The following is a 23,910-nucleotide window of genomic DNA, read 5'->3' on the forward strand; positions in this document are numbered from 1 at the left end:
CGGGACAGGATTCGCCATGACGCGCAATGGCCAGCGCCTATTATTGCTGATCGACGACGAGCCCACGCAGCGGCGGCTGGTGGCCGCCCTCGCGGCGCGAGGCGGCTGGCGCGCGGTCTTCGCGGCGGACGACGAGACCGCGATCGCCACGCTCGGCACGCAGGACGGCATGCAGCTCGACGCGATCGTGATCGATCACTGGGCGCCCGACGAGGATGCGACCACCCTGATCGCGACCCTGCGCGAGCGGCGTCCGGCGCTGCCGATCCTGGTCATCACGGCGAACGGATCGGTCGCGTACGCGGTCAGCGCGATGCGCGCCGGCGCCACCGATTTCCTGGTCAAGCCGCTTGCCCCCGATCGCCTGCTCGCCGCGCTGGACGCGGCGGTGGTCGGCAAATCGTCGGGCGAGCTTCGCCCGCTGACCGAGAAGATCCCCGCCCTGCTCGCCTTCGACGAGATCGTCGGCTCCTCCCCCGATTTCCGCGCTGCCCTCGCGATCGCCGCGAAAGCCGCCCGCGCCCGCGTCGCGATCCTGCTCGAAGGTGAGATCGGCGTCGGCAAGGACGTCATCGCCGAGGCGATCCATGCCGCCTCCCCGCGCGCGAAGAAGCCAATGATCAGCGTCAATTGCGGCGCGATCCCCGCCAATCTCATTGAATCGGAAGTGTTCGGTCACGAGAAGGGCGCGTTCACCGGCGCGTTCGAGCGCAAGATCGGCCGGTTCCACGACGCCGATGGCGGCACGCTGTTCCTCGACGAGGTCGGCGAGATGCCGCTCGAGGCGCAGGCGAAACTGCTGCACGTCCTGCAAACCGGCGAAGTCCTCGCGATCGGTGCCCGCCACCCGCGCGAAGTTGACGTCCGCGTGATCGCCGCGACCAATACCAAACTGCTGGACGAGGTCGAGGCGGGGCGCTTCCGCGAAGACCTGTATTACCGTCTCAACGCCGTCCAGGTGACGATCCCGCCGTTGCGCGAACGCACCGGCGACATCCCCGCGCTCGCCCGCCACCTGCTCGCGCGGATTGCCGAGCAGCCGGGGCTGCGACCGCTCGGCATCACCGATTCCGCGCTCGCGCTGCTGGTCCAGTACGACTGGCCCGGCAACGTCCGCCAGTTGCAGAACGCGCTCTTCCGCGCCGCCGTGCTGTGCGAGGACACCGCGCTGACCGAAGAGGATTTCCCCGAGATCGCCGCGCTGGGCACGCGCGAGCGGCCATCCGCGCCGGCAGCGGTCGGCGGCGGCGGCGTCACGCTGTTCCGCCCCGACGGCAACCTCCGCGCGCTCGAGGAGATCGAAGCCGACGTCATCCGCCTCGCGATCGGCCACTACCGCGGCCGCATGACCGAAGTTGCCCGCCGCCTCGGCATCGGCCGCTCGACGCTCTACCGCAAGCTCGGCGAACTCGGGATCGACAACGCCGCGTGAGACGACGCTGGAATATGGCTGATCCTACGAACGTGACCCAGCCAGATCCTGCTCTACCACAGAACGCCACGTACGGGCTGCAACGGCTCCGGTGCCTCGTCCCCGATCGCCTGAAGCAGGTCGATCTCGATCGTTCGGCACATTGCGTTCAGCGGGACGTCGTGGATCGTGTCCGCGAACGGATCGACCAGATCGTCGCCGATCTGGAGCACAGCGAGAAACATCAACCCGGCAATCGTTGAGCCGATCGGCGTCGCGAACCCGAGCGTCTCGACCAGACCGATTGGCAGCAGGATGCAGAACAGCCGCGTGAAGATACTGGGGAAGAATCGGTACTGGTTTGGCAGCGGCGTGTTCTTGATGCGCTCCATGCCACCCTGCGCGTTGGCGATATCGACGAGAATCGCCTCGAACTGCGTCTGCTGGATGGTGTCGATCCAGCCGTTGCGGCGCGCTATATCGATTCGGCGGCCGGTGCCGTCGAGCAGGCCGTTGGCGATATTGGTACGATCGAGCGCGAACGACGCCTCTTCCTTCGACAGGAAGCGCAACACTTCGGGGGGCGCTGGCTGCTTGCGCAACTGGCAGCGCAATGCGTTCACATACGCGATCTGGCGGAGGACGATCGTCCGCTTCATATCGTGGCCCTCGGGCTCTGGCAGCATGTTGCGCGCCATCCGCGCCAAGTTGCGCGAGGCGTTGATCATCAGGCCCCACAGCCCGCGGCTTTCCCACCAGCGCTGATACGCGGAGTTGTCGCGGAAGCCGAGGAACAGCGCCAGCGCGGTACCGAACAGCGTCAGGGGCAGGGCCGGCGCGTGAAACGGCAGGACGTAATAGGTGATCGTGACGACGACGTCCCAGACGAAAAGACCCAGCAGCGGGCGCCAGACCTCGCTCAAGATTTGACTGAGGCGCGGTGTTGCAGTGACGATCAAACGAAAGCTCCCTTGTTAACAGGGCTTTTAATGCGCGAAGAGGCGTTTCGCTGCAATGCAGCGACGATCAGCCGCCCCGCTTAGCCGCCAACGAGCGACTGATCGCGCAGACCGCGCCAGATCTTCACCGCCTGCACCGTCTCTGCGACGTCGTGGACGCGCAGGATCTGGACGCCGGCCTCGGCGCCCTTGAGTGCCAGCGCGAGCGAACCGGCGAGGCGCTGGTCGACCGGCGCTTCGTTCGAGAGCGCGCCGATCAGACGCTTGCGGCTGGCGCCGAGCATGATCGGGCAGCCAAGCCCGTGGAAGATCGCGAGGCCGTTGAGCAGCGCGAGATTCTCGGCGAGCGTCTTGCCGAAGCCGATGCCGGGATCGACGATGACCCGCGACCGGTCGACGCCGCCCGCGACTACCGCGGCGATGCGAGCTTCCAGCCAGTCGAAGACGTCGGTCAGGACGTTGGTATAGCCGCCATTGCCGTGACCGCCCTTTTTCGGGTCGGGCGAGTGCATCAGGACGACGGGGCAGCCGCTTTTTGCCACGACGTCGAGTGCGCGGTCATCCCAGAGAAGTGCTGCGACGTCGTTGACGATGTGCGCGCCAGCGGCGAGCGCGGCCTCCATGACGGCGGCCTTGCGGGTGTCGACCGAGACGATCGCGCCTGCGCGCGCGAGGCGCTCGACGACGGGAACGAGGCGTGCGATTTCGTCGCCTTCCCAGACCGCGGGGGCGCCGGGGCGGGTCGACTCGCCGCCGACGTCGATCAGCGTGGCACCGGCGGCGGCCATGTCGATTCCGGCAGCCGCGGCGGCGGCGGGATCGTCGACATGCTTGCCGCCGTCGGAGAAACTGTCGGGGGTGACGTTGAGGATACCGGCGACGATCGGCTGGTCGAAACGGAGGGTGCGTTCGCCAAGCTGGAGGGGCGCGCGGGGGGCGGTGATGGCGGCGTGGAGGTGCGCGGCGTGCTCGCCCAGCCTCGCGATTTCGGCGACGGGGATGGTGCGGCGGGCGCGGCCTTCGATCACCTCGTAGGCGGCGAACCATTGCAGGCCGCCCGCCAGGCGCGCGACGCTGTTGTCTTCGTGGCCGATCGGGGTGTCGACGAACTGGACGGGGCGGAGGTGGATGATCGTTCTCCTGCTCCCCTCCCTGAAAGGGAGGGGTCGGGGGTGGGTCGGCCGGTTGGTTTACGTATCGCCCGCCAAGCCGCCAACCCACCCCCAGCCCCTCCCTTCCCGGGAGGGGAGCAAAAGTCAGATCGTGGTCGCCAGCAGATACGTCTGGCGGAGATCGTCGATCGGTTTCAGACCTTTGTCGCTCTCGTAATGCCAGAAGCTCCAGCCGTTGCAGGCGGGGGCGTTCTGGAGGGTCGAGCCGAGTTTGTGGATCGAGCCGATCGTGCCGCAGTCGCTGAGCAGCGAGCCATCCGCACGGATCGTCGCGCGCCACCGCCGCTTCGAGTCGGTCAGCACCGCGCCGGGGGCGAGATATGCGTTCTCGACAAGGACGCCGAACGCGACCTTGGGCTGCGTGCGCGGACTCATCATCGTCGCGAGTGCCGACTCATCGAGCGGCAGCGCGGCCTCGATCCGCTCCTGCGCGGCTTCGATGTAATCCCCTTCGCGGTCGATGCCGATCCAGCTGCGACCGAGACGCTTGGCCACCGCGCCGGTCGTGCCGGTGCCGAAGAACGGGTCGAGCACGACGTCGCCGGGCTTCGTGCACGCCAGCAGGATGCGGTAGAGCAGCGCCTCGGGCTTCTGCGTCGGGTGCACCTTGGTGCCGTTCTTCTTGAGCCGCTCGGCGCCGCCGCAGGTCGGAAATTCCCAGTCGCTGCGCATCTGGAGCTCGTCGTTGAGCGTCTTCATCGCGCGGTAGTTGAAGTGGTACTTCGCCTTCTCGCCCTTCGACGCCCAGATCAGCGTCTCGTGCGCGTTGGTAAAGCGCGTGCCCCGAAAATTCGGCATCGGGTTGGTCTTGCGCCAGACGATGTCGTTGAGGATCCAGTACCCCAAATCCTGGACGGCGGCACCGACGCGAAAAATGTTGTGGTAGCTGCCGATGACCCAGAGCGACCCGTCGTCCTTGAGGATGCGGCGCGCTTCCTTGAGCCAGGCGCGGGTGAAGCGGTCGTAGGCGGCGAAGGTGTCGAACTTGTCCCAGTCGTCGGTGACCGCGTCGACGTGGCTGCCGTCGGGGCGATAGAGTTCACCGCCGAGCTGGAGGTTGTACGGCGGGTCGGCGAAGATCATGTCGATCGAGTTCGACGGCAGCGCCTTCATCCGCTCGATGCAGTCGCCGCGCAGGATCTGGTCGAGCGGGAGGACGGCCTGAACCGCCGGCTCCGCTGTCTTCTTCGCACGCGGCCGTGCGATCGTGTCGATCAAACCCATGATTTCCGCCCCTTGTCGGCGTCTATAGCTGCGGAATTGTCCGACTCCGTCAAGCAAACATTCGTTAACGGCGTTTTCGCGAGAATCTGCGGCTGCGACCAAACGAGTCTTCGTTGCCCAGATGTTGAGTCGTGGGAGACTCGCGGCTCAAGCCCTTGGGGTGTGGCGCGAAAGACTCAGCTCGTCGTTTCCTGTGCGAAAAGTCCCTCGCGGGCGAGATAGGCGGCGGCGACAGGCGCGAAACTGCGGCGGTGAATCGGCGTGGGGCCGTGATCGCGGAGCGCCTTCATGTGGTGCGCGCAGCCATAGCCCTTGTTCGAATGCCAGTTATATTCGGGATGGACCTCGGCGGCGGCGATCATGATGAGGTCGCGCGTGTGCTTGGCGACGATCGAGGCGGCGGCGATCGACAGCGACTTCGCGTCGCCGCCGACCAGCGGCGTGGCGGGGTAGGTCCAGCGCGGCAGGCGGTTGCCGTCGACGAGGACGTGGCCGGGGGCCTGGCCGAGTTCGACCGCCAATGCGTCGACGGCGAGTGTCATCGCCTTCATCGTCGCCCAGTAGATGTTGAGCGTGTCGATCTCTTCCGGCTGGACGATGCCGATGCCGACGATCGCGCAGCCTTTGAGGCGGGCGCAGAGACGTTCGCGTTCGGAGGCGGAGAGCTTCTTCGAATCGTCGATGCCGCGGGGGACACCTTTTGTGGGCAGGATCACGGCGGCTGCGACGACCGGGCCGGCGAGCGGACCGCGGCCGGCTTCGTCGACACCGGCGACGGGGCCGACGCAGAGCTTTTCGTGTTTCATGCCGGGCATTGGCGGTCTTTCAACTGGTCGAACGGACTGGTGCCGAGTGCGTGGCCCATCGGGCCGTGGCCTGCGCCTAGCCCCGGTGCGTTGGCAAGCGCGGCGCGGACGAACGCGATGGCGCGCTTGATTGCGGCGTCGAGTGGCAGGCCTTGGGCAAGCCCGGTCGCAATGCCGCTGGCGAGCGTGCAGCCGGTGCCGTGGGCGTGGCGGGTTTCGATCCGGGGATTGGTCCAGCGGGTTTCGCCGGCGTCGGTGACGAGGCGGTCGGTGATGTGGGGGCCTTCGGCGTGGCCGCCTTTTATGAGGACGGCCGGGCCTAGTGCGCGGATTGCGGTCTCGCCGCCCAGGGCTGCAAGTTCGGGGAGGTTGGGGGTAACGAGCGTGGCGATCCGCATGAGGCGGGTGAAGGCGGCTATGGTGGCTGCGTCGGCTAGGACGGAGCCACTGGTTGCGATCATGACCGGGTCGAAGATGATGGGGATACTTGCTGGGTAATGTTGCCCTTCCCCTCGTTGTTCTCCCGCGAAGGCGGGAGTCCAGTCTGGGCTCCCGCCTTCGCGGGAGAACAAGCTTGGTAGGTAGTCAGCGACCGCATTCGCCGTTTCGGCCGAGCCGATCATGCCGATCTTTACAGCGTCTATGCCGATGTCCGAGACGACGGAGTCTATCTGCGCGAGGACGATGTCGGTGGGAATCTCGTGGACCGCCTGCACGCCGAGCGTGTTCTGTGCGGTGATCGCAGTAACGGCCGTCATCGCGTGGCCGCCGAGCATGGTTACCGTCTTGATATCCGCCTGGATTCCTGCGCCGCCGCCGGAGTCGGAGCCGGCTATTATGAGAACCCGCGCTGTCATAAAGTGTCCCAGATCGGGGCGAAGTGCACGAAGTGCAGACGCTGGCGCGGGTCTGTACCTTGTCTGAGACGGGGCTGGAATGGGGATACCGGACTGGGGTTGGCGCGGTTGGCGATCATGGTGTGCGCTATGGCATGATCGGTCGGATGTAGGACAGGGGTGCTCGACATACGCCTGCATCCACCCCGGCGGAGGCCGGGGCTCAGTTGGGAGACGTCGCTAACCGCGGACTGCGATCTGTTACTTGGACCTTTCCAACTGGGCCCCGGCCTCCGCCGGGGTGGTAGAAGGGGTTGGGGTGGCAATAAGGTGCGAGGTGGCGATTACTCGAACGGCGCCTAGTGCCGCCTCCCAGCTGCCGGCTTTTGCGGTGGCGCCTCGCCCAGCCGTGTCGGGCGGTCGAGCAATTCGCCGCCGCAGTTCGGGCAACGCTCGTCAAGTGCATCCGCGCATTCCGCGCAGAAGGTGCATTCGAACGAGCAGATGAATGCGCCCGGCGCGTCGGCGGGCAAGTCGGCGGTGCAGCGTTCGCAGGCGGGGCGCATCTCGAGCATCAGGCGGCAGCCTTCCGGACCGCGTCGCAGATGCGGTCGACGACGCGCTCGACCTGTGCCGGGTCGTCGCCTTCCGCCATCACGCGGATCACGGGTTCGGTGCCCGATGGACGGATGACCAGACGTCCGTTGCCGGCCAGTTCTGCCTCGGCCTGCGCGATCACCGCCTTTACGGCATCATCGTCGAGCGGCTTGCCACCGGCGAAACGGACGTTCTTCAACAACTGCGGCAATGGCTCGAACCGGTGCAGCACTTCGCTCGCCAGTGCGCCCGAACGCTTGACCTCCGCCAGGATCTGCAGCGCCGCGACCAACCCGTCGCCGGTCGTCGCATAGTCCGACAGGATGATGTGGCCCGACTGCTCGCCGCCGACATTGTAGCCGCTCGAGCGCATCTTCTCGAGCACGTGGCGGTCGCCGACCTTGGTCCGGACGAGGCCGAGGCCCTGGGCCGCGAGGTGGCGCTCTAGGCCCAGGTTGGACATCACCGTCGCGACGAGGCCACCGCCCGCCAGCCGCCCCTGCCGCGCCCAGCTTGCCGCGATCGTCGCCATCAACTGATCGCCGTCGACGATCGTGCCGGTCTCATCGACGACGATCAGGCGATCCGCGTCGCCGTCGAGCGCGATGCCGATGTCCGCGCCGCTCGCGACCACCGTCTCGGCGAGCGTCTGCGGGGCGGTCGAGCCGACGCCGTCGTTGATATTGGTACCGTTGGGGGTGACGCCGATCGCGACGACGTCCGCGCCGAGTTCCCACAGCGCCGACGGTGCGACCTTGTAGGCAGCACCGTTCGCGCAATCGATCACGACCCGCATCCCGTCGAGGCGGAGGTTCTCGGGGAAGGTCGACTTGGCGAAGTGGATGTAGCGGCCCTGCGCATCGTCGATGCGGCGCGCGCGGCCGATCTGGCTCGACGGTACGAGCGGGATGTCGCCGTCGATCAGCGCCTCGATCGCTTCCTCCGCTTCGTCCGACAGCTTGTAGCCGTCTGGACCGAACAGCTTGATGCCGTTGTCGGCGTAGGCGTTATGGCTAGCAGAGATCATGACACCGATATCGGCGCGCATCGAATGGGTGAGCATCGCGACCGCGGGTGTCGGCATCGGCCCGACCATGACGACGTCCATGCCGACACTGGTGAACCCTGCAACCAGTGCGGATTCGAGCATATACCCAGACAACCGCGTATCCTTGCCGATCACGACGCGGTGGCGGTGATCGCCGCGCAGGAAGTAGGCGCCGGCGGCCATGCCAACCTTCATCGCCATCTCCGCCGTCATCGGCGAGACATTGGTGGCGCCACGAATGCCATCGGTGCCGAAGTATTTTCTTGCCATCACACGTGCTTTCCGTCCGGTATCGAGGTTTGCACCGTTGATAGCGCGGTAAACCACGAAGGGCGAGCATGTCGCAGGCTACACGGATCCTGATCGCCCTCATCGGCGGCATCGCGATCGGCATTCTCGCCGCCGCGCTCGCGCCGTCCCAGGCGATCGCGGTCACCGCGGTGACGCAGCCGATCGGCTCGGCGTGGCTGCACGGGCTGCAGATGGTGATCGTGCCGTTGATCGTGTCGCTGCTCGTCACGGGAATCGGCGCGACGGCCGAGGCGGCACGCGCGGGACGGATCACGATCCGCGCGCTGGTCATGATGGTCGCGATCCTGTGGGCAGTGACGATCATGTCCGCACTGGTGACGCCGTTGCTGCTCGAAGCGTGGCCGTTGCCCGCTGGACTTGCGACCGCACTCCGCACCGCGCTGACGACCACCGCTCCGGTCGGGTCGGTGCCGGGGATCGGTGCGTTCTTCGATACGATCGTGCCGACCAACGTCGTCGCGGCGGCGGCGGGGGACGCGTTCCTGCCGCTAACCGTGTTCGCGCTGGCGTTCGCGTTCGCGGTCACGCAATTGCCCGAAGCGCAGCGCAGTATCCTGACCGGGTTTTTCCAGGCGGTGGTCGACGCCCTGCTGATCGTGATCGGCTGGGTGTTGAAGCTCGCGCCGATCGGCATCTTCGCGCTCGCCTACGGGGTCGGCGCGCGGACCGGCACCGCGGCGTTCGGTGCGCTGGTGCACTACATCGTTTGTGTCTCGGCGATCGGCGTAGTGGTGCTGATCGCGGCGTATCCGGTCGGGATGATCGGCGGACGCGTGCGATTCGGGCGCTTTGCGCGCGCGGTCGCGCCCGCACAGGCGGTGGCGATCAGCACGCAGTCGTCGCTCGCCTCGCTGCCGGCGATGCTGAAGGGCTCGGTCGAGTTGGGGGCTTCGCCCGCCACCGCGGGGATCGTGCTGCCGCTTGCGGTTGCCGTCTTTCGTGCGACGAGTCCGGCGATGAACCTCGCAGTGGCGCTCTACGTCGCGCATCTGGTCGGCGTACCGATCGGGCCGGGGCAACTCGCCGCAGGGATCGCGACCGCGGCGATCACGACGATGGGGTCGGTGTCGCTGCCGGGTACGGTGAGCTTCATCGCCTCGGTCGCGCCGGTCGCGATCGCGATGGGGGTGCCGATCGAGGCTCTGGGGCTGTTCATCGCGGTAGAGACCGTGCCCGACCTGTTTCGTACCGTCGGGAACGTGACGATGGACACCGCCGTCACCATCTCCGTTTCAGCCCGCAGTGGCTCACAGGAGATTCCGCATGAAGTATCGCACGCTCGGCCCTGATTTCGAGGTTTCCGCGCTGGGTCTCGGCTGCATGCCGATGGCCGGCATCGGCAAGGGCATGTACGGCGAGGCGAACGCCGACGAGAGCATCGCCACGATCCAGCGCGCGATCGAGCTTGGCGTGACGCTGTTCGACACCGCCGAAATCTATGGCCCGCTGGTCAACGAGGAGCTTATCGGCAAGGCGATCCGCGGCAAGCGCGACGGCGTCGTGATCGCGACCAAGTTCGGCTTCCGCTACGACGAGAACGGGATGACGGGGGTCGATTCCACGCCGGCCAATGTGCGGCGGGCTTGCGAGGGATCGCTGAAGCGGCTCGGGGTCGAGACGATCGACTTGCTGTACCAGCACCGCGTCGATCCGGGCGTGCCGATCGAGGATACGGTCGGGGCGATGGCGGACCTCGTTCGCGAGGGCAAGGTGCGACATCTCGGGCTGTCGGAGGCCGGGCTCGACACGATCCGGCGGGCTGCGGCGACGCATCCGATCGCGGCGTTGCAGAGCGAATATTCGCTGTGGGAGCGCGATGTCGAGGACGAGATCCTGCCGCTGTGTCGCGAGCTGGGGATCGGGTTCGTGCCGTATTCGCCGCTCGGGCGCGGGTTCCTGACAGGGCAGATTACCGCTCGGTCGGATCTGCCCGAGGGCGATTATCGGCGGAACGATCCGCGGTATTCGGAAGAGAACTTCGCCAAGAACATGGAGATGGTCGCGGTGGTGAAGTCGATTGCCGATGCGCATGGCGCCTCGCCGGCGCAGATCGCGCTCGCGTGGCTGTTGGCGCAGGGGGACGATATCGTGCCGATCCCGGGGTCGAAGCGCCGGGTTACGCTGGAGGACAGCATGAAGGCGGCGGAGGTTGCGCTGACGGCGGACGATCTGGCGAAGCTGGATGCGGCGGCGCCTCGGGGTGGGACTGCCGGGCCGCGGTATGGCGAGAAGGCGATGTCGATGACGCGGATCTGACGGCCTCCCCTCCCGCTTGCGGGAGGGGCCGACCCAGTAGACCGGACGCCAGTACGTACGTCGCGCCCTCCCCTAGCCCCTCCCGCAAGCGGGAGGGGAATTTCATTACTGAACGCCGTGCATCCACTTCTTGATCAGCGGCGAGATCAGCAGCAGCACGACGCCGATGCCGGCCGAGACCAGGCCGATGGTCCAGAACACGCCGGCATAGGTATCCAGGCTGACCTTCATATTGGTCACCTGCCCGCCGACCGTCTCGACGCTCGCCACCTGCGCGACCACGCCCGCGACATACTGCGCGACCGAGATCGACAGGAACCACACGCCCATCATCAGACCGACGACGCGCGCGATCGACAGCTTGGTGATCATGCTGAGGCCGACCGGCGAGATGCAGAGCTCGGCGAACGAGTGGATGAAATACAGCCCGGCGAGCCACCAGATCGCGACCTTGAACGAAGGCCCGACCATGCTCGCGCCCCAGACGAGGAACAGGAAGCCGACGCCGACGCCGATCAGCGCGATGCCGAACTTGACGGGGATCGACGGTTCCAGGCCCTTGGCGGCGAGCTTGGTCCACAGGATCGACATCACCGGCGCAAGCGCGACGATGAAGAACGCGTTGAAGAACTGGGTCTGGCCGGCCGAGATGCTGAACAGCCCGAACACGCTGAGGTCGGTGTTGCGATCCGCGAACAGCGTCAGCGACGACCCCGCCTGCTCGAACAGCGTCCAGAACACGACGTTGAACACGATCAGCACCATCGCGGCCAGCATCATCTGGAACTCGCGACGCTCGCCGTTGACGAACGACCAGATCAGGATGCCGGGCACCGCGATCAGGAACGTGCCGAACAGCAATTTGCCCATCAGCGACAGCGAGGCGATGTAGCCGACGATCCCCGACCCCGGCACCGGCGGCACGGCGTTCATGAGATTGACGAACAGCAGGTAGAAGATCGGGATGCCCAGCAACGCGAGCGCATAGATGCCGAGCGCGCGATCGGGACCAGTTCGGACCGGGGGCTCGCCGTAACCGTCGAGCTTGCCGCCATCGAACTGGATCAGCGTCCACGAGGCGAGCATGCCGATCGCGGCGAGGCCGAAGCCGGCCCACCAGCCGACCGCGACCGCGAGGAACGGGCAGAGCAGCTGCGAGAACAGCGAGCCCAGGTTGATCCCCATGTAGAAGATCGTGAACCCGGCATCGCGGCGCTTGTCGCCTTGTGCGTAAAGCTCGCCGACCATCGTCGAGATGTTGGGCTTGAAGAAGCCGTTGCCGACCGAGATCATGCACAAAGCGAGCAGCATGATCGTGACGTAGAAGCTGCTGCGTTCGGCGCCCGACTCGAAGCCGCCCTTCTCGACCGTGCGCGCGGTCGAGCCGTCGGGCGCGAGCAGCGAGACGGTGCCGTCGTCGTTGCCCTTGATCTTCAGCTTGTTCGCGCCGTCGACGAGATAGCGGACTTCGCTATCGGCCTGGTCGACGACTTCGATCGCGTAACGCTGGTTGGCGATCGTCGCGTAGGGCTTGGCGGTCTCGCCGCCGAAGCAGAGCAGCAGATAGCCGAGCGCCATGATGATCGCGCCGAATTTTACGGCACGCTTGGAGCCTAGATACTGGTCCGCCAGATAGCCGCCGACCAGCGGCGTCAGATACACCAGCGCGGTGTAGCCGCCGTAGAGCCCGGTCGCCTCGCGGTCGCCGAACACGAAATGCTTGGTGAGGTACAGCGTGAGCAGCGCGCGCATGCCGTAATAGCCGAACCGCTCCCACGCTTCGGTGGTGAACAGCCGCGCGAGCTGGCGGGGATGCCCGAACCAGGTTTCGCCGGACGCCGGGTTGATATGGGTGATATCCGGCTCTCGCGGGGTATCCGCGGTCGGGGTGTCCACCATTCTTACGCTCCCTGATACTCGTCTTGGCCGCCGTCGAACGCGGGGCCGTTATGGCGCGCAACCTAGCGGCAAAGCTCGGCCTGTAAATATCGCACATCAGGGCTTATCTGCCGGGGCATGCTCAACGATCGCTCCACGCCGCTCTCGCTGCTCGCCACCCGCCGCTCGGGAAAGCCGCGCGACCTGATCGCGCCCGGCCCCGATTCCTACCAGCTGGCGACGATCCTCGAGATCGCGGCGCGGACGCCCGACCACGGCAAGCTCGCGCCGTGGCGGTTCGTCGTCGTGGGTGACGAACACCGCGCGGCACTGTCGACGCTGATTACGGATGCGTACCTCGCGGAGCGGCCTTCGGCATCGCGGACCGAACTCGAGTCGCTCGACCAGTTCGCGCACCAGGCGCCGACGCTGGTGGTCGTGCTGTCGTCGCCGAAGGAGAGCAAGATTCCGCTTTGGGAACAGGAGCTTTCGGCGGGGGCGGCGTGCATGAACCTGCTTCACGCAGTGCATGCGGAGGGATTTGCGGGCGGTTGGCTGACGGGGTGGCCGGCCTATTCGGACCTGGTGCGCGACGCGTTCGGGTCCGCGGCGGAGCGGATCGCCGGGTTCATGTTCATCGGCACGCCGTCGCGCGCGCTCGACGAACGGCCTCGCCCGGATATGGCACGGCTCGTAAGCCATTGGGAATCCTGAGCCTCGACTTTCCGCCAGATTGCTGTATTAGAACAGCATGACAGCGCTCAGCAGCGACGACAGCCCCGTATATATCCGCCTTCGCAGCACGATCGCCGCGGGGATTTTACGCGGCGATTACCGTGCGGGTGATCAGCTGCCGTCGGTGCGCGCGTTTGCAGCGGAGCAGGGGGCCAACCCGCTGACGGTCGCCAAGGCGTATCAGAGCTTTCAGGACGACGGCTATGTCGAGGTTCGCCGCGGGGTCGGGATGTTCGTGATGCCGGGTGCCGCTGAGGCTTTGCGGGTGGCGGAGCGCGAGAATTTCGTGACGACGCAGTGGCCCAGGATCTTGGGGCATATCGATCTGTTGGGATTGGATGCGCATGATCTTTTGGAGCGCGAGCGGGCTTAGATCCTCACCTGCCGTTCGTCCTGCTTTCCCAACTCCGTCCTACTTGCTGCCCCCTTCCGTTCGTCCTGAGTAGTCATCGAGTAGTGGCGAAGCCGCGTATCGAGAGGACGTATCGAAGGACAGGTTGGCGCGTGGAACCCATGCTTCGATACGCCCTCGATACGCTGCTTACGCAGCTACTCGGCCGCTACTCAGCACGAACGGAAGTGGGGTTGAACTTCAGAACAATCCCAGCGCCGCGACGTCCTCGACGCTCAGGTCGATCCCGAACAACAGGCTCATGCGGATGCGATACACGCGCGGATCGGTGATCTCGCCGACCGTCGTATCCGTCCCCGAGCGCCGGCGGTAGTTGCGGCCGATCAGCGATGCGAAGCCGTTCGGGAGGACGATGCTGGCGATCGGGGTGTGGGTGAATCGACTGGACGGCGCGGTCGAGGTCCAGTGGTTAGACATTGCCAAGTCCGCATCGAACACTTGCGCTAGGGTGAAGCTGTATTGCGGCTGGAATCCTCCCGTTTCGCCGCGACCATCGGTGGTCATCGGATCGCCGTCGCGGAGCAGCATCCAGCCTTGCTCGGTCGCTTCGAGGCGGAAGCGGGCGCCGTCTGGGGCTGTGCCTTCCGCGCCATCGGCGAGCGGGAGAACCGGCGTGTAGCTGCCGCCGAAGCCGGTGTCGGCGATCCAGTCCTGGCCGTCGATCGTCACCAGCGCGAAGGTGTGGGTGAGCGGCGGCACGTCGGTCGCGGCGATCCACACGCGGGCCAGCAACGGGCGGGCGGTGAAGCCGAGTTCCGCGAGGGCGTCGAGGAAGAGGCGGTTGTGTTCGAAGCAATAGCCGCCGCGGCGCGCGGTGACGAGCTTGGCGAAGACCGATGTGCTGTCGATCGCGATGCCGCGGCCGAGGACGACGTCGAGGTCCTCGAACGGGATGGCGAGACGGTGCGCGTGCTGGAGGCGGCCGAGGCCGATCGAGTCGAGCGTGGGCCGCGCGGGCATCGCGACACGGAGGAGATAGGCGTCGAGGTCGAACATCAGTCGGGCTTTCAGAGATTTTCTGTTTCCCCATACCGTCCGTTGGGCGGGGGCGTCGAGTGTGGGGCAGCTGATGTTGCCCGTGATGCAGTGCCCCCTCCCCCGTTCGTGCTGAGCGCAGTCGAAGCACTGCGCGTTGGGCATGCCCTTCGACTACGCTCAGGGCGAACGGAAAAAGGGCGCTACCCCTGCTTGCTCCGTCGCCCCGGGCTTGTTCCGGGGACCACCGTTCCGCGTTTTCATTTCTCTCGGGTCTGCGGAACGGTGGATGCCGGAACGAGCCCGGCATGACGGTTGTTTGGGGCTGTCGCGAACAGAGGCGTCCCTCTCGATCCTCCCCCGCCAGGGAGAGGTGGCTGGCGCTTGCCAGACGGAGGGGGCAGAAGGGCCACTTTCGTTGCGTGTTCCTCCCCCTCCGTCACCTTCGATGCCACCTCCCCCTTGCGGGGGAGGATCGAGGCCTGGGTGCCACTCCGCGACAGCCTGTACCGCCTTCCCACTAGCTACCTCCCCGGCGGAGGCCGGGGCTCAATTGGAACGTCGGATGCAACTGGGCACCGCGCTGATCATGACCGTCCCCCAATCGGACCCCGGCCTCCGCCGGGGAGGGGCGAACGACGATGTCGCGTTCGATCAGGCCGCGAACAGGTCCGCTTCGATCGAGTACAGCACCGCTGCGCTCGCGTTGGCCGCCGCATTCAGGCCCATTGCCTCGGGGACGATCTGGTCGAGGTAGAAGCGCACCGCAGCCGCCTTCATCCGGCCGAAATCGTCGCTGCCCGCGACCCCGCCCTGCCGCTCCATCAGCCAGCCGCAGGTCACGACCGACAACATGGTGAGGAACGGGTAGCTCGCGGCCAGCTTGTCGTCGGCGTCCGCGGTGGCGAGCTTACGCCCGATCGCTTCGCAGGCGTCGACCAGGGCCAGCAACCGCTCGTCCTTCGCTTCCGCGCGGATGTCGGCGATCAGCGCTGCGAACGCGCCGCCATTGTCGAGGCCGAGTTTGCGCCCGACAAGATCCGCCGCCTGGATGCCGTTGGTGCCCTCGTAGATCGGGGTGATGCGGGCATCGCGAAAATACTGCGCGGCGCCGGTTTCCTCGACATAGCCCATGCCGCCGTGGACCTGGATGCCGAGCGAGGCGACCTCGTTGCCGAGATCGGTGCCGTGCGCCTTGGCGAGCGGCGTGACGAGTTCGAGGCGGTTGCGCGCGGCGCGGTCGCCGAGGTTGGCGCGATCGACCTGCCCCGCCGCGTAGTAGACGAGCGCGCGTGCCGCCTGGGTCTGCGCCTTCATCCGCATCAGCATGCGGCGGACGTCGGGATGCTCGACGATCTTGACCGACTCCTTGTTCGGCGAGCCAGCGCGGGCCGACTGGACGCGGTCGAGTGCGTAGGCGACCGCGCCCTGCGTCGCACCCTCGGCGACCTGGACGCCCTGGAGGCCGACGTTCAACCGCGCGTTGTTCATCATCGTGAACATCGCGCGAATGCCGCCGAGTTCCGCGCCGATCAGCTCGCCGATGCAGTCGTCATTGTCGCCGAAGCTCAGCACGCAGGTCGGCGACGCGTGAAGGCCCATCTTGTGCTCGATCGAGACGACGCGGACGTCGTTGAACTCGCCCGGCGTGCCGTCTTCCTGAAGGCGGAACTTGGGGACGAGGAAGAGCGAGATGCCCTTAGTACCGGCGGGGGCGCCGGGGGTCCGCGCGAGGACGAGGTGGACGATGTTCGGCGCCATGTCGTGATCGCCGAACGAGATGTAGATCTTGGTGCCCTTGATCGACCATTTGCCGTCACCCAGCGGGGTGGCGGTCGCGCGTAATGCGCCGACATCGGAGCCGGCCTGCGGCTCGGTAAGGTTCATCGTGCCGGTCCACTCGCCGGTCGCGAGATGGGGCAAATACAGCGCCTGTTGCTCGGGGCTGCCGTGATGCTGGAGCGCCTCGATCGCGCCGACGGTCAGCGTCGGGCACAGCGCGAAGCCCATGTTGGCCGAGCCGAGCGTGTCGAGCACCGCGGTCTGGATCGCGAACGGCAGGCCCTGCCCGCCCCATTCTTCCTCGACGCCGATCCCGCCCCAGCCGCCCTCGACATAATCCTTGTACGCCTGCGCGAAACCGTCGGGCATGACCACGCCGTCGGGGGTCCATTTCGCGCCGACCGTGTCGCCGGTGCGGTTGAGCGGGGCCCATTCGCCGGCCGCGAGTTGCCCGACGCCTTCGAGCACTGCGTCGACGACGTCGTCGCTGGCGGCGGCATAGCGTTCGGTGTCGGCAAGTTCGCCGATCCGCACGACGTGGTCGAGCAGGAATCGCTGTTCGGTGGTTGCTGGGGTGAAGGCCATCGCATCCTCTTATCGCTACGGTTTGGACCCGCTATAGGCCTGACAGATGTCGCGTCCACACCCTGTGATTTTACCGTACGGTACGGCCGCGGTCGCCGAGGCCGCCACGCTGATTCGCGACGGGGGTATCGTCGCGGTGCCGACCGAGACGGTGTACGGGCTCGCGGCGGACGCGACCAATGCGGAGGCGGTGGCGCGGATCTATGCCGCGAAGGGCCGCCCGAGTTTCAATCCGTTGATCGTGCATGTGGGGAATCTGGCGGCGGCGGAGCGGATCGCGGTGTTCGATGCGGACGCGCGGGCGCTGGCCGTGGCGTTCTGGCCCGGTCCGCTGACGTTGGTGCTGCCGGTCCGGCAGGATTCGGGGATCGCTGCGCTGGTGACGGCGGGCTTGGATACGATCGCGATCCGGGTGCCACGGCATCGCGTCATGCAGGGGTTGATCGCCGCATCGAGTCGGCCGTTGGCGGCGCCGTCGGCCAATGCGAGCGGGGGGATCAGTCCGACCACTGCCGCACATGTTGCGGGAAGTCTGGGGGGGAACGTGCCCCTCATCATCGACGATGGCGCGACCGAGGCGGGGTTGGAGTCGACGATCGTGTCCGGACGAACAGTGCTGCGGCCGGGACCGGTGACGGCGGAGGTTATCCGCCGGCACCTCCAACACCACCCCGGCGAAGGCCGGGGCCCAGTTGGAACGTCGGAAGTAACTACGCGCAACACCGATCATGACAGTCCCCCAACTGGGCCCCGGCCTTCGCCGGGGGGGAGTGAGGGTGTGGTCACTGCGCCGGGGCAGCTTGAGAGCCATTATGCGCCGAACAAGGCGCTTCGTTTGAATGCGACCGAGGCCGGGTCGGCTGAGTGGCTAATCGGGTTTGGCGAAGTGACGGGCAACGTAACCCTCTCCGCATCGGGAGACCTCGTCGAAGCCGCCGCCAAGCTGTTCGACCTGCTCCACGCGGCCGATGCGAACGACCACCCGAAGATCGCTATCGCGCCGATTCCTCGCGACGGTATCGGTGAAGCGATCAACGACCGCCTTCGGCGTGCTGCGCATCGTTGAAAGAAGAGTGGTTCACGCAAAGGCGCAAAGGCGCGAAGAGGTTTAGGCATTTCGATAAGCCGGGACGGGCATACCTAAGCTCCCCATCTTTGCGCCTTCACGCCTTCGCGTGAACCCATTCTGTCTTACGCGTTCACCGCCGCCTTCGACCGTGCCGCGAAGCTCTTGCGGAGCTTCTGCAGCTTGGGGGGGATCACGGCCATGCAATACGGGTTCGAGCGACCCGAGGTTTCCCAGTAATCCTGGTGGTATCCCTCAGCTTCGTACCACGTATCCATCGGCTCGATGGTGGTGACGATCGGCTTGGGCGAGTCGGCCTGAGCCCGCTGCAACGCCGCCTCCATCTCCGCCTTCTGCGCGTCGTCCGCGGGGAACATCGCAGAACGATACTGCGTGCCGACGTCGTTGCCCTGCCGGTTCAGCGTCGTCGCGTCGTGCGTCGCGAAGAAGATGTCGAGCAGATCGCCGAGCTTCAGCTGCTCCGGATCGAACCCGATGCGGATCGCCTCGGCATGGCCGGTGTCGCCGCCGCAAACCTGTTTGTACGTCGGATCAGGGACATGCCCGCCGATATACCCGCTCTCGGCACTCTCGACGCCGATCACGTCCTTGAACACAGCCTCGGTGCACCAGAAGCAGCCGCCGGCCAGCGTTACATAATCCGTCATAACGATCTCCTTTCCGCCAATGTAGGAAGTCGCTACCCCGCAACAAAGAGGAGACGCGCGTGATTGACGGTAAGGTTATGGTGACTGGCGGCGCCGGGTACATCGGCAGCCACGCGGTACTGGCGTTGCTCGACGCAGGGTATGACGTCGTCGTACTCGACAATCTGGTCACGGGATTCGACTGGGCGGTCGATCCTCGCGCCGCACTCGTAGAGGCGAACGTCGCCGACGATGCCAAGGTCCGCGCGGCGATCCGCGAGCACAACGTCAAGGCGATCATGCATTTCGCGGGCTCGGTCGTGGTCCCCGAATCGGTTAGCGACCCGCTCAAATATTACCGCAACAACACCGCCGCCAGCCGTGCGCTGATCGAGAGCGCGGTGGTCGAGGGCGTGCCGCACTTCATCTTCTCGTCGACCGCTGCGACCTACGGTACGCCCGAGAAGGTGCCCGTGGCCGAGAGTGATCCGACCGTGCCGATCAACCCCTACGGCATGTCGAAGCTGATGACCGAGGCGATGCTGCGCGACGTCACCGCGGCGCATCCGATGAACTACGCGGCGCTCCGCTACTTCAATGTCGCCGGCGCGGATCCGCAGGGACGCAGCGGCCAGTCTACGGTCGGCGCTACCCACCTGATCAAGATCGCGGTCGAGGCGGCGACCGGCAAGCGCGGTCATGTCGGCGTCTATGGCACCGACTTCGCCACGCCAGACGGCACCGGCGTGCGCGATTACATCCACGTCACCGACCTCGCCGCCGCGCATGTCGCCGCGCTGGAAGTCCTGATCGCGGACCCCGGCAAGAGCCACACGCTCAACGCGGGCTATGGCAAGGGCTTCTCAGTGCTCGAGGTGCTCGATGCGGTCGACAAGGTTACCAACCGGACGATCGAGCGTCGCCTCGAAGGGCGTCGCGCAGGCGATCCGGCGATGCTGATCTCGGACAATCGCGCGATCCTCGAGACGCTCGACTGGACGCCACGCCACGCCGATCTCGACGGCATCGTCCGCGATGCGCTGGCGTGGGAGCGCGCGCTGGCCGAGAAGGGCCGGTGAGACTCCGCTCGCTGCTGTTCGTGCCGGGCGACCGGCCCGAGCGAATGGTCAAGGCGCTCGGGCTCGGCGCGGACGCGCTGATCCTCGACCTGGAGGACTCGGTCGCGCCCGCCGGCAAGGTGGCGGCACGTGAACATGTGGCAACGTTCCTCGGCGAGCCTCGGACGGTGCCGCTGTTCGTGCGGATCAATCCGCTCGACTCCGGGCTCGCAGACGATGATCTCGCAGCGGTCCTCCCCGGCAAGCCCGACGGCATCATGCTGCCAAAGGCAGAGGGCGGCGCATCGCTAGCCGCGCTCGATGCTCGGCTGAGCGGCGACATCGCCATCCTGCCGATCGCGACCGAGACGCCCGCGGCGATCTTCGCGCTCGGGACCTATGGCAGCGTGACGCCGCGGCTGGCCGGGCTAACCTGGGGCGCGGAGGACCTGCCTGCTGCGATCGGCGCGGCGACCTCGCGCGAGGTGGACGGATCGTACTCCGCGCCGTACCAGCTTGCCCGGTCGCTGACGCTGTTCGGTGCGCATGCGGCGGGGGTTCCCGCGATCGAGACGGTCTATCCCGATTTCCGCGATCTCGACGGGCTAACCGCCTATGCCGCGCGGGGGCGGCGCGACGGGTTTACGGGGATGATGGCGATCCACCCGAGCCAGGTTGCGGTGATCAACGCGGCCTTCACGCCGTCTCCCGAGGAGCGCGCCAAGGCACAGGCGATCGTCGACCTTTTCGCCGCCAATCCGGGTGCGGGTGCGCTCCAGTTGGATGGCAGGATGGTCGACGCGCCGCATCTGAAGGCGGCAAAGGCGCTGCTAGCGCTCGCCGCCGATTGAGCTGCGCACGCGGGCGGTCGCCAGCCACCAGGCCAGCGCCCAGAGAGTGCCAAAGCTCCACCCGGCCAGCACGTCGCTGGGCCAGTGAACGCCGAGATAGACGCGGCTGCAGCCGATCATGCCGACCAGCAGGATCGCGACGACGAGCAGATACGCTCGGGTCGCACGATCTCGAGTCACCTGCGAGGCGAGGCCGGCGAGCGTCAGATAGACGATCGCGCTGTTCGCCGAATGCCCGCTCGGGAAGCTCATATGCGTGACGGTGACGAGGTGCGCAACGATGTCGGGGCGCGGGCGGGCGACCTGCAGCTTGACGAGTTCGACGACGATATTGCCGGTGACGCTGGCCGCGACCATCGCGGCGGCGGTCAGCCAGAGGCGCTGAACGATCAGCAGGCCGGCGGCGACCACCACGACGATCGTCAGGACGATGCCGCCGCCGAGTGCGGTGACGTCGGCTGCGACCTTGGGCAGCCATGACGGCCCGCCCCACGCGCGCAGGCCGAGGATGATCGACCGGTCGAACGCGAACGGCCAGTGATCGACCGCGAGACCGACGAGGAGGATGAGGGCAAGCCCAATAGCCGCGACCGATGCGCCCGCGAGAATCGCCGGGACATGCCGCCGCCTACTCGGCGCAACGCCCGAGGCATCGATGGTGGGTCCGCCGGGGCTCGAACCCGGGACCTCTCGATTAAAAGTCGCTTGCTCTACCAACTGAGCTACGGACCCCCGCCATCGTGGACCGCGCACCTAATCGCGTGGCCGCTTTCGGTCAACCGATTGCGCCAATTGCCGGATCGTTCGCCCGGTCAATGGATCGCGCCATTGTGGGATCAGCCCTGCGAGGGGGCCGAGGACGAAGCTGCGCGTGCGGAAGGCAGCGTGCGGAACGGTGAGGCCGGGCGACGACCATGCGCCGCCCGTCCAGAGAATGATGTCGAGGTCGATGACGCGGCTTCCCCAGCGGCGACCGGGGCGGCGGCCGAACGCGCGCTCGATCCGTTTGAGGCGGACGAGCAGCGCGGCAGGGTCCTCCTGCGTCTTGATCAGTGCGACGGCGTTGGCGTAGCGGCGGTTCGAGGGACCTAATGGTGTGCTGGCGACGGTCGGCGACCGTGCGACGACAGTGCCGAGGGTTTCCAAAGCGGCGGCGATTTCGCGCTCCGGGCTCCCGTGACGGCCACGTCGGTTGGATCCGAGCGCGATCGCGTAGGTGGTTGCGGCCTGCGCGATCGGCGGGAGCGGGGTTGCAGGCGACATTTGGTCCGCCTAGCGCAATCCCATGGATTCCACACCTTACACCTCCGAGCTTCCCGAAACCGTCGACGAGACCGGCGAGATCGACGTCACGACCGTCTTCGCGCCTGTCTCCGCGTTGCCCAAGACCGAGCCGCCGCATGACTGCCCGCTCTGCCCTCGCCTCGTCGCCGTGCGCGAGCAGTTGCGGACCGAGTTCCCGACCTGGTGGAACGCGCCGGTTCCCGCCTTTGGCGATCCGGCGGCGTGGCTCGGCATCATCGGCCTCGCGCCGGGGAAGCATGGCGCGAACCGCACGGGCCGCGCGTTCACCGGGGATTATGCGGGGCAGTTCCTGTACGAGACGCTCGGGCGGTTCGGGCTTGCGACCGGGACTTACGGTGCGAAGGCCGAGGACGGGCTGGCGCTGGACGGCGCGATCATCCTCAACGCGGTGAAGTGCCTTCCGCCCGAGAACAAGCCGACGCCGGAGGAAATCCGCACCTGCCGGCCGTTCCTCGAGACGCAGGCGGATGCGGTGCCGACCGCGCGGGTGTTCGTGGCCTTGGGGCATATCGCGCATCAGTCGGCGGTGAAGATGCTCGGGGGGCGGTTGCCAAAGGCGCGGTTCGCGCATGGCGCGGAGCATGTGATGCCCGATGGTCGCGTGCTGATCGATAGCTTCCATTGCTCGCGGTACAATGTGAATACGGGTGTGCTGACCGCGGAGATGTTCGACGCGGTGTTCAAGCGGGCGCTTGAGTTGCGCGGGGCGGTTTGAAACGCTCACCTAATCCGGGACCGCGACACGTCAGTGTCTCTCGCAGTAGAAAGACGCACCTCCCCGGCGGAGGCCGGGGTCCAGTTGGTGAGGCCGTAGTAACGGAACGCGACGGCTAATTGGCGGTGTTTCCCAACTGGACCCCGGCCTCCGCCGGGGAGGTGCAAACGGTGGGTTCCTGTGTAACTCCGGGGATTGGGCGCTACTCGATGACCCAGCCCTCACCGGCCTCTGGCGTGCGGAAGCGGTTTGCGGGGATGTGTTCGCGGATCAGCGCGGCGCGGAGATGCTCGGGCGGTTCGTTGATACCCTCGGACGTCAGCTCGAACGTGCCCCAGTGGACGCCGATCGCATAGGCCGCGCCGAGCTGTTCGAACGCGGTCACCGCCTGGTCCGGGCCGATGTGGTTGTCGGTTTCGTGGCCTGCAAAATGATACGCGCCGATCGGCAGGATCGCGAGGCGGACCGGGCCGGCTGCGCGCGCTTCGGCTGCCCAGCGCATGTCACCCGGCCCGGTGTCGCCCGCGAAATACAGGTTGCCGCCGGGCAGCGTCACGGTGAAGCCCGCCCAGAGCGTCTTGTCGCGGTCGCCGGGGTCGTATTCGCTCCAGTGGTGCGCGCGCTCCACGATCACGTCGATGCCGGGGCGCAGTGTCACGCGCCCGCCCCAGTCGCGCGCGACCGCACGGACGCCGCTGCGCGCGAGGATCTGGCCGTTGCCGAGGCCGGTCACGATCAGCGGCTTGTCGCGGTGCCAGAGTTTGCGCATCGCCGTCATGTCGAGATGGTCGCGGTGATCGTGGCTCAGCAGGATCAGATCGATCTTCGGCAGGTCCGCGAGACGCACGCCGGGTTCGCGGGCTCACTTCACCCCGACGAACTGAACCGGGGACGAGCGCTCGAGCCACATCGGATCGGTCAGGATGTTGAGCCCCTGGGTCTGCACCAGCACGGTGGAATGGCCGATCCAGGTGACGCGCATCGTCTGGCCCTCGACATGGGCCGGGGGCCGCGTCGGGGTGACGGGCACTTCGGGCCAGGTGCGGTAGGGTGGCTTCACCAAATTGCGGAGCAGCGCGACCGGGCCCTGTTTCTGCTCGCCGGTGCTGCCCTGCACGCCGTCGGGGTTGAAGAAGCGTTCGCCGTCGAAGTGATTGCTCAGCGGAAAGGACTTTGTCGACGGCGTTGCGCAGCCGGTGAGAAGCGCGAGCGCGAGCAGTATCGAGCGAGGGCGGATCATGGCGCGCTGATGACTATGTCACGCGATCATCAGCGTCCAG

24 protein-coding genes and 1 tRNA gene are annotated in these 23,910 nt (G+C 66.8%); 9 read left to right on the top strand and 16 right to left on the bottom strand.

What is annotated here, in order from left to right; translation table 11 throughout:
- The first annotated feature begins 16 nt into the window (after positions 1-16).
- On the top strand, positions 17-1,432 hold the full coding sequence (locus AC1ME3_RS05815; RefSeq protein ID WP_480955220.1) for a sigma-54-dependent transcriptional regulator: 1,416 nt from the start codon (positions 17-19) through the stop codon (positions 1,430-1,432).
- Positions 1,433-1,485: 53 nt separating this feature from the next.
- On the opposite strand, the gene AC1ME3_RS05820 is transcribed toward AC1ME3_RS05815, so the two are convergent.
- The 7 genes from AC1ME3_RS05820 to glmM all read right to left on the bottom strand — a co-directional run bounded on the left by AC1ME3_RS05820 (position 1,486) and on the right by glmM (position 8,323).
- Complete coding sequence (locus AC1ME3_RS05820; protein WP_056064245.1) at positions 1,486-2,370, bottom strand: bestrophin family protein; 885 nt, start codon at positions 2,368-2,370, stop codon at positions 1,486-1,488.
- An 80-nt stretch (positions 2,371-2,450) separates the two neighbouring features.
- Positions 2,451-3,500: a dihydropteroate synthase gene (gene folP / locus AC1ME3_RS05825; protein ID WP_480955771.1), complete on the bottom strand. Its 1,050-nt coding sequence runs from the start codon at positions 3,498-3,500 to the stop codon at positions 2,451-2,453.
- Positions 3,501-3,626: 126 nt separating this feature from the next.
- Positions 3,627-4,766, bottom strand: coding sequence for a DNA methyltransferase (locus AC1ME3_RS05830; RefSeq protein WP_480955221.1), 1,140 nt, complete (start codon positions 4,764-4,766; stop codon positions 3,627-3,629).
- A 176-nt stretch (positions 4,767-4,942) separates the two neighbouring features.
- Complete coding sequence (locus AC1ME3_RS05835) at positions 4,943-5,581, bottom strand: ribonuclease HII (protein WP_480955222.1); 639 nt, start codon at positions 5,579-5,581, stop codon at positions 4,943-4,945.
- The gene (thiD, locus tag AC1ME3_RS05840) at positions 5,569-6,429 is read right to left on the bottom strand and encodes a bifunctional hydroxymethylpyrimidine kinase/phosphomethylpyrimidine kinase (RefSeq protein WP_480955223.1); all 861 of its coding nucleotides are present in this window, start codon (positions 6,427-6,429) and stop codon (positions 5,569-5,571) included. Before thiD ends, AC1ME3_RS05835 begins: the two co-directional genes overlap by 13 nt.
- 338 nt (positions 6,430-6,767) lie before the next feature.
- Complete coding sequence (locus tag AC1ME3_RS05845; RefSeq protein ID WP_192976762.1) at positions 6,768-6,983, bottom strand: DUF1272 domain-containing protein; 216 nt, start codon at positions 6,981-6,983, stop codon at positions 6,768-6,770.
- The gene (glmM, locus tag AC1ME3_RS05850; protein WP_056487731.1) at positions 6,983-8,323 is read right to left on the bottom strand and encodes a phosphoglucosamine mutase; all 1,341 of its coding nucleotides are present in this window, start codon (positions 8,321-8,323) and stop codon (positions 6,983-6,985) included. Before glmM ends, AC1ME3_RS05845 begins: the two co-directional genes overlap by 1 nt.
- Positions 8,324-8,391: 68 nt before the next feature.
- Here glmM and AC1ME3_RS05855 point away from each other — a divergent pair, with 68 nt between their 5' ends.
- Together AC1ME3_RS05855 and AC1ME3_RS05860 are read left to right on the top strand one after the other, a co-directional pair.
- Positions 8,392-9,654: a dicarboxylate/amino acid:cation symporter gene (locus AC1ME3_RS05855; RefSeq protein ID WP_480955224.1), complete on the top strand. Its 1,263-nt coding sequence runs from the start codon at positions 8,392-8,394 to the stop codon at positions 9,652-9,654.
- The gene (locus tag AC1ME3_RS05860) at positions 9,629-10,621 is read left to right on the top strand and encodes an aldo/keto reductase (protein ID WP_480955225.1); all 993 of its coding nucleotides are present in this window, start codon (positions 9,629-9,631) and stop codon (positions 10,619-10,621) included. The genes AC1ME3_RS05855 and AC1ME3_RS05860 overlap by 26 nt, the downstream gene beginning before the upstream one ends.
- Before the next feature lie 105 nt (positions 10,622-10,726).
- Here the strand turns inward: AC1ME3_RS05860 and AC1ME3_RS05865 are convergent, their stop codons facing one another.
- A complete protein-coding gene (locus AC1ME3_RS05865; protein ID WP_480955226.1) occupies positions 10,727-12,520 on the bottom strand; it encodes a peptide MFS transporter in 1,794 nt (597 codons plus the stop codon).
- 117 nt (positions 12,521-12,637) lie between these two features.
- Here AC1ME3_RS05865 and AC1ME3_RS05870 point away from each other — a divergent pair, with 117 nt between their 5' ends.
- Both AC1ME3_RS05870 and AC1ME3_RS05875 read left to right on the top strand, forming a co-directional pair.
- Positions 12,638-13,213 (top strand): nitroreductase family protein, encoded by a 576-nt coding sequence (locus tag AC1ME3_RS05870; RefSeq protein WP_056064276.1) that lies wholly within the window; start codon positions 12,638-12,640, stop codon positions 13,211-13,213.
- 37 nt (positions 13,214-13,250) lie between these two features.
- Positions 13,251-13,607 carry a GntR family transcriptional regulator gene (locus AC1ME3_RS05875; RefSeq protein ID WP_056053547.1) on the top strand — a complete coding sequence of 119 codons (357 nt, stop codon included), beginning with the start codon at positions 13,251-13,253 and terminating at the stop codon, positions 13,605-13,607.
- Positions 13,608-13,826: 219 nt separating this feature from the next.
- Here the strand turns inward: AC1ME3_RS05875 and AC1ME3_RS05880 are convergent, their stop codons facing one another.
- Together AC1ME3_RS05880 and AC1ME3_RS05885 are read right to left on the bottom strand one after the other, a co-directional pair.
- Positions 13,827-14,642 carry an arylamine N-acetyltransferase family protein gene (locus tag AC1ME3_RS05880; RefSeq protein WP_480955227.1) on the bottom strand — a complete coding sequence of 272 codons (816 nt, stop codon included), beginning with the start codon at positions 14,640-14,642 and terminating at the stop codon, positions 13,827-13,829.
- Between the two features lie 633 nt (positions 14,643-15,275).
- Complete coding sequence (locus tag AC1ME3_RS05885) at positions 15,276-16,988, bottom strand: acyl-CoA dehydrogenase family protein (protein ID WP_480955228.1); 1,713 nt, start codon at positions 16,986-16,988, stop codon at positions 15,276-15,278.
- 46 nt (positions 16,989-17,034) lie between these two features.
- Here AC1ME3_RS05885 and AC1ME3_RS05890 point away from each other — a divergent pair, with 46 nt between their 5' ends.
- Positions 17,035-18,054, top strand: a complete 1,020-nt coding sequence (locus AC1ME3_RS05890) for an L-threonylcarbamoyladenylate synthase (RefSeq protein ID WP_480955229.1) — start codon at positions 17,035-17,037, stop codon at positions 18,052-18,054.
- A 125-nt stretch (positions 18,055-18,179) separates the two neighbouring features.
- Here AC1ME3_RS05890 and msrA read toward each other — a convergent pair whose 3' ends face one another.
- Complete coding sequence (gene msrA / locus AC1ME3_RS05895) at positions 18,180-18,722, bottom strand: peptide-methionine (S)-S-oxide reductase MsrA (RefSeq protein WP_192238486.1); 543 nt, start codon at positions 18,720-18,722, stop codon at positions 18,180-18,182.
- Positions 18,723-18,781: 59 nt separating this feature from the next.
- Between msrA and galE the strand changes: the two genes are divergently transcribed.
- Both galE and AC1ME3_RS05905 read left to right on the top strand, forming a co-directional pair.
- Positions 18,782-19,780, top strand: a complete 999-nt coding sequence (gene galE / locus AC1ME3_RS05900) for a UDP-glucose 4-epimerase GalE (protein ID WP_480955230.1) — start codon at positions 18,782-18,784, stop codon at positions 19,778-19,780.
- Positions 19,777-20,610 (top strand): HpcH/HpaI aldolase/citrate lyase family protein, encoded by an 834-nt coding sequence (locus AC1ME3_RS05905; protein ID WP_480955231.1) that lies wholly within the window; start codon positions 19,777-19,779, stop codon positions 20,608-20,610. The genes galE and AC1ME3_RS05905 overlap by 4 nt, the downstream gene beginning before the upstream one ends.
- Here AC1ME3_RS05905 and AC1ME3_RS05910 read toward each other — a convergent pair.
- The 3 genes from AC1ME3_RS05910 to folK all read right to left on the bottom strand — a co-directional run bounded on the left by AC1ME3_RS05910 (position 20,590) and on the right by folK (position 21,873).
- A complete protein-coding gene (locus AC1ME3_RS05910; protein ID WP_480955232.1) occupies positions 20,590-21,024 on the bottom strand; it encodes a phosphatase PAP2 family protein in 435 nt (144 codons plus the stop codon). The two genes, AC1ME3_RS05905 and AC1ME3_RS05910, sit on opposite strands and share 21 nt — an antisense overlap.
- Positions 21,025-21,266: 242 nt before the next feature.
- Positions 21,267-21,342 (bottom strand) — tRNA-Lys (locus AC1ME3_RS05915).
- Between the two features lie 21 nt (positions 21,343-21,363).
- On the bottom strand, positions 21,364-21,873 hold the full coding sequence (gene folK / locus AC1ME3_RS05920) for a 2-amino-4-hydroxy-6-hydroxymethyldihydropteridine diphosphokinase (RefSeq protein WP_480955233.1): 510 nt from the start codon (positions 21,871-21,873) through the stop codon (positions 21,364-21,366).
- A gap of 22 nt (positions 21,874-21,895) precedes the next feature.
- On the opposite strand from folK, the gene AC1ME3_RS05925 reads away from it, so the two are divergent.
- Positions 21,896-22,630 carry a uracil-DNA glycosylase gene (locus AC1ME3_RS05925; RefSeq protein ID WP_480955234.1) on the top strand — a complete coding sequence of 245 codons (735 nt, stop codon included), beginning with the start codon at positions 21,896-21,898 and terminating at the stop codon, positions 22,628-22,630.
- Positions 22,631-22,832: 202 nt separating this feature from the next.
- On the opposite strand, the gene AC1ME3_RS05930 is transcribed toward AC1ME3_RS05925, so the two are convergent.
- On the bottom strand, positions 22,833-23,477 hold the full coding sequence (locus AC1ME3_RS05930) for an MBL fold metallo-hydrolase (RefSeq protein WP_480955235.1): 645 nt from the start codon (positions 23,475-23,477) through the stop codon (positions 22,833-22,835).
- A 15-nt stretch (positions 23,478-23,492) separates the two neighbouring features.
- A complete protein-coding gene (locus AC1ME3_RS05935; RefSeq protein WP_480955236.1) occupies positions 23,493-23,870 on the bottom strand; it encodes a hypothetical protein in 378 nt (125 codons plus the stop codon).
- Positions 23,871-23,910 lie beyond the last annotated feature (40 nt).

It is taken from the genome of Sphingomonas sp. BL2 (genome assembly GCF_056680015.1).

Coding starts and splice junctions, on each gene's coding strand:
- folK (WP_480955233.1), bottom strand. CDS start 21,873: ATGTCGCCTGCAACCCCGCTCCCGCCGATCGCGCAGGCCGCAACCACC.
- AC1ME3_RS05925 (WP_480955234.1), top strand. CDS start 21,896: ATGGATTCCACACCTTACACCTCCGAGCTTCCCGAAACCGTCGACGAG.
- AC1ME3_RS05870 (WP_056064276.1), top strand. CDS start 12,638: ATGCTCAACGATCGCTCCACGCCGCTCTCGCTGCTCGCCACCCGCCGC.
- AC1ME3_RS05845 (WP_192976762.1), bottom strand. CDS start 6,983: ATGCTCGAGATGCGCCCCGCCTGCGAACGCTGCACCGCCGACTTGCCC.
- msrA (WP_192238486.1), bottom strand. CDS start 18,722: ATGACGGATTATGTAACGCTGGCCGGCGGCTGCTTCTGGTGCACCGAG.
- AC1ME3_RS05885 (WP_480955228.1), bottom strand. CDS start 16,988: ATGGCCTTCACCCCAGCAACCACCGAACAGCGATTCCTGCTCGACCAC.
- AC1ME3_RS05880 (WP_480955227.1), bottom strand. CDS start 14,642: ATGTTCGACCTCGACGCCTATCTCCTCCGTGTCGCGATGCCCGCGCGG.
- thiD (WP_480955223.1), bottom strand. CDS start 6,429: ATGACAGCGCGGGTTCTCATAATAGCCGGCTCCGACTCCGGCGGCGGC.
- glmM (WP_056487731.1), bottom strand. CDS start 8,323: ATGGCAAGAAAATACTTCGGCACCGATGGCATTCGTGGCGCCACCAAT.
- AC1ME3_RS05935 (WP_480955236.1), bottom strand. CDS start 23,870: ATGATCCGCCCTCGCTCGATACTGCTCGCGCTCGCGCTTCTCACCGGC.
- AC1ME3_RS05860 (WP_480955225.1), top strand. CDS start 9,629: ATGAAGTATCGCACGCTCGGCCCTGATTTCGAGGTTTCCGCGCTGGGT.
- AC1ME3_RS05875 (WP_056053547.1), top strand. CDS start 13,251: ATGACAGCGCTCAGCAGCGACGACAGCCCCGTATATATCCGCCTTCGC.
- AC1ME3_RS05830 (WP_480955221.1), bottom strand. CDS start 4,766: ATGGGTTTGATCGACACGATCGCACGGCCGCGTGCGAAGAAGACAGCG.
- AC1ME3_RS05835 (WP_480955222.1), bottom strand. CDS start 5,581: ATGCCCGGCATGAAACACGAAAAGCTCTGCGTCGGCCCCGTCGCCGGT.
- AC1ME3_RS05865 (WP_480955226.1), bottom strand. CDS start 12,520: ATGGTGGACACCCCGACCGCGGATACCCCGCGAGAGCCGGATATCACC.
- AC1ME3_RS05890 (WP_480955229.1), top strand. CDS start 17,035: ATGTCGCGTCCACACCCTGTGATTTTACCGTACGGTACGGCCGCGGTC.
- AC1ME3_RS05815 (WP_480955220.1), top strand. CDS start 17: ATGACGCGCAATGGCCAGCGCCTATTATTGCTGATCGACGACGAGCCC.
- AC1ME3_RS05855 (WP_480955224.1), top strand. CDS start 8,392: ATGTCGCAGGCTACACGGATCCTGATCGCCCTCATCGGCGGCATCGCG.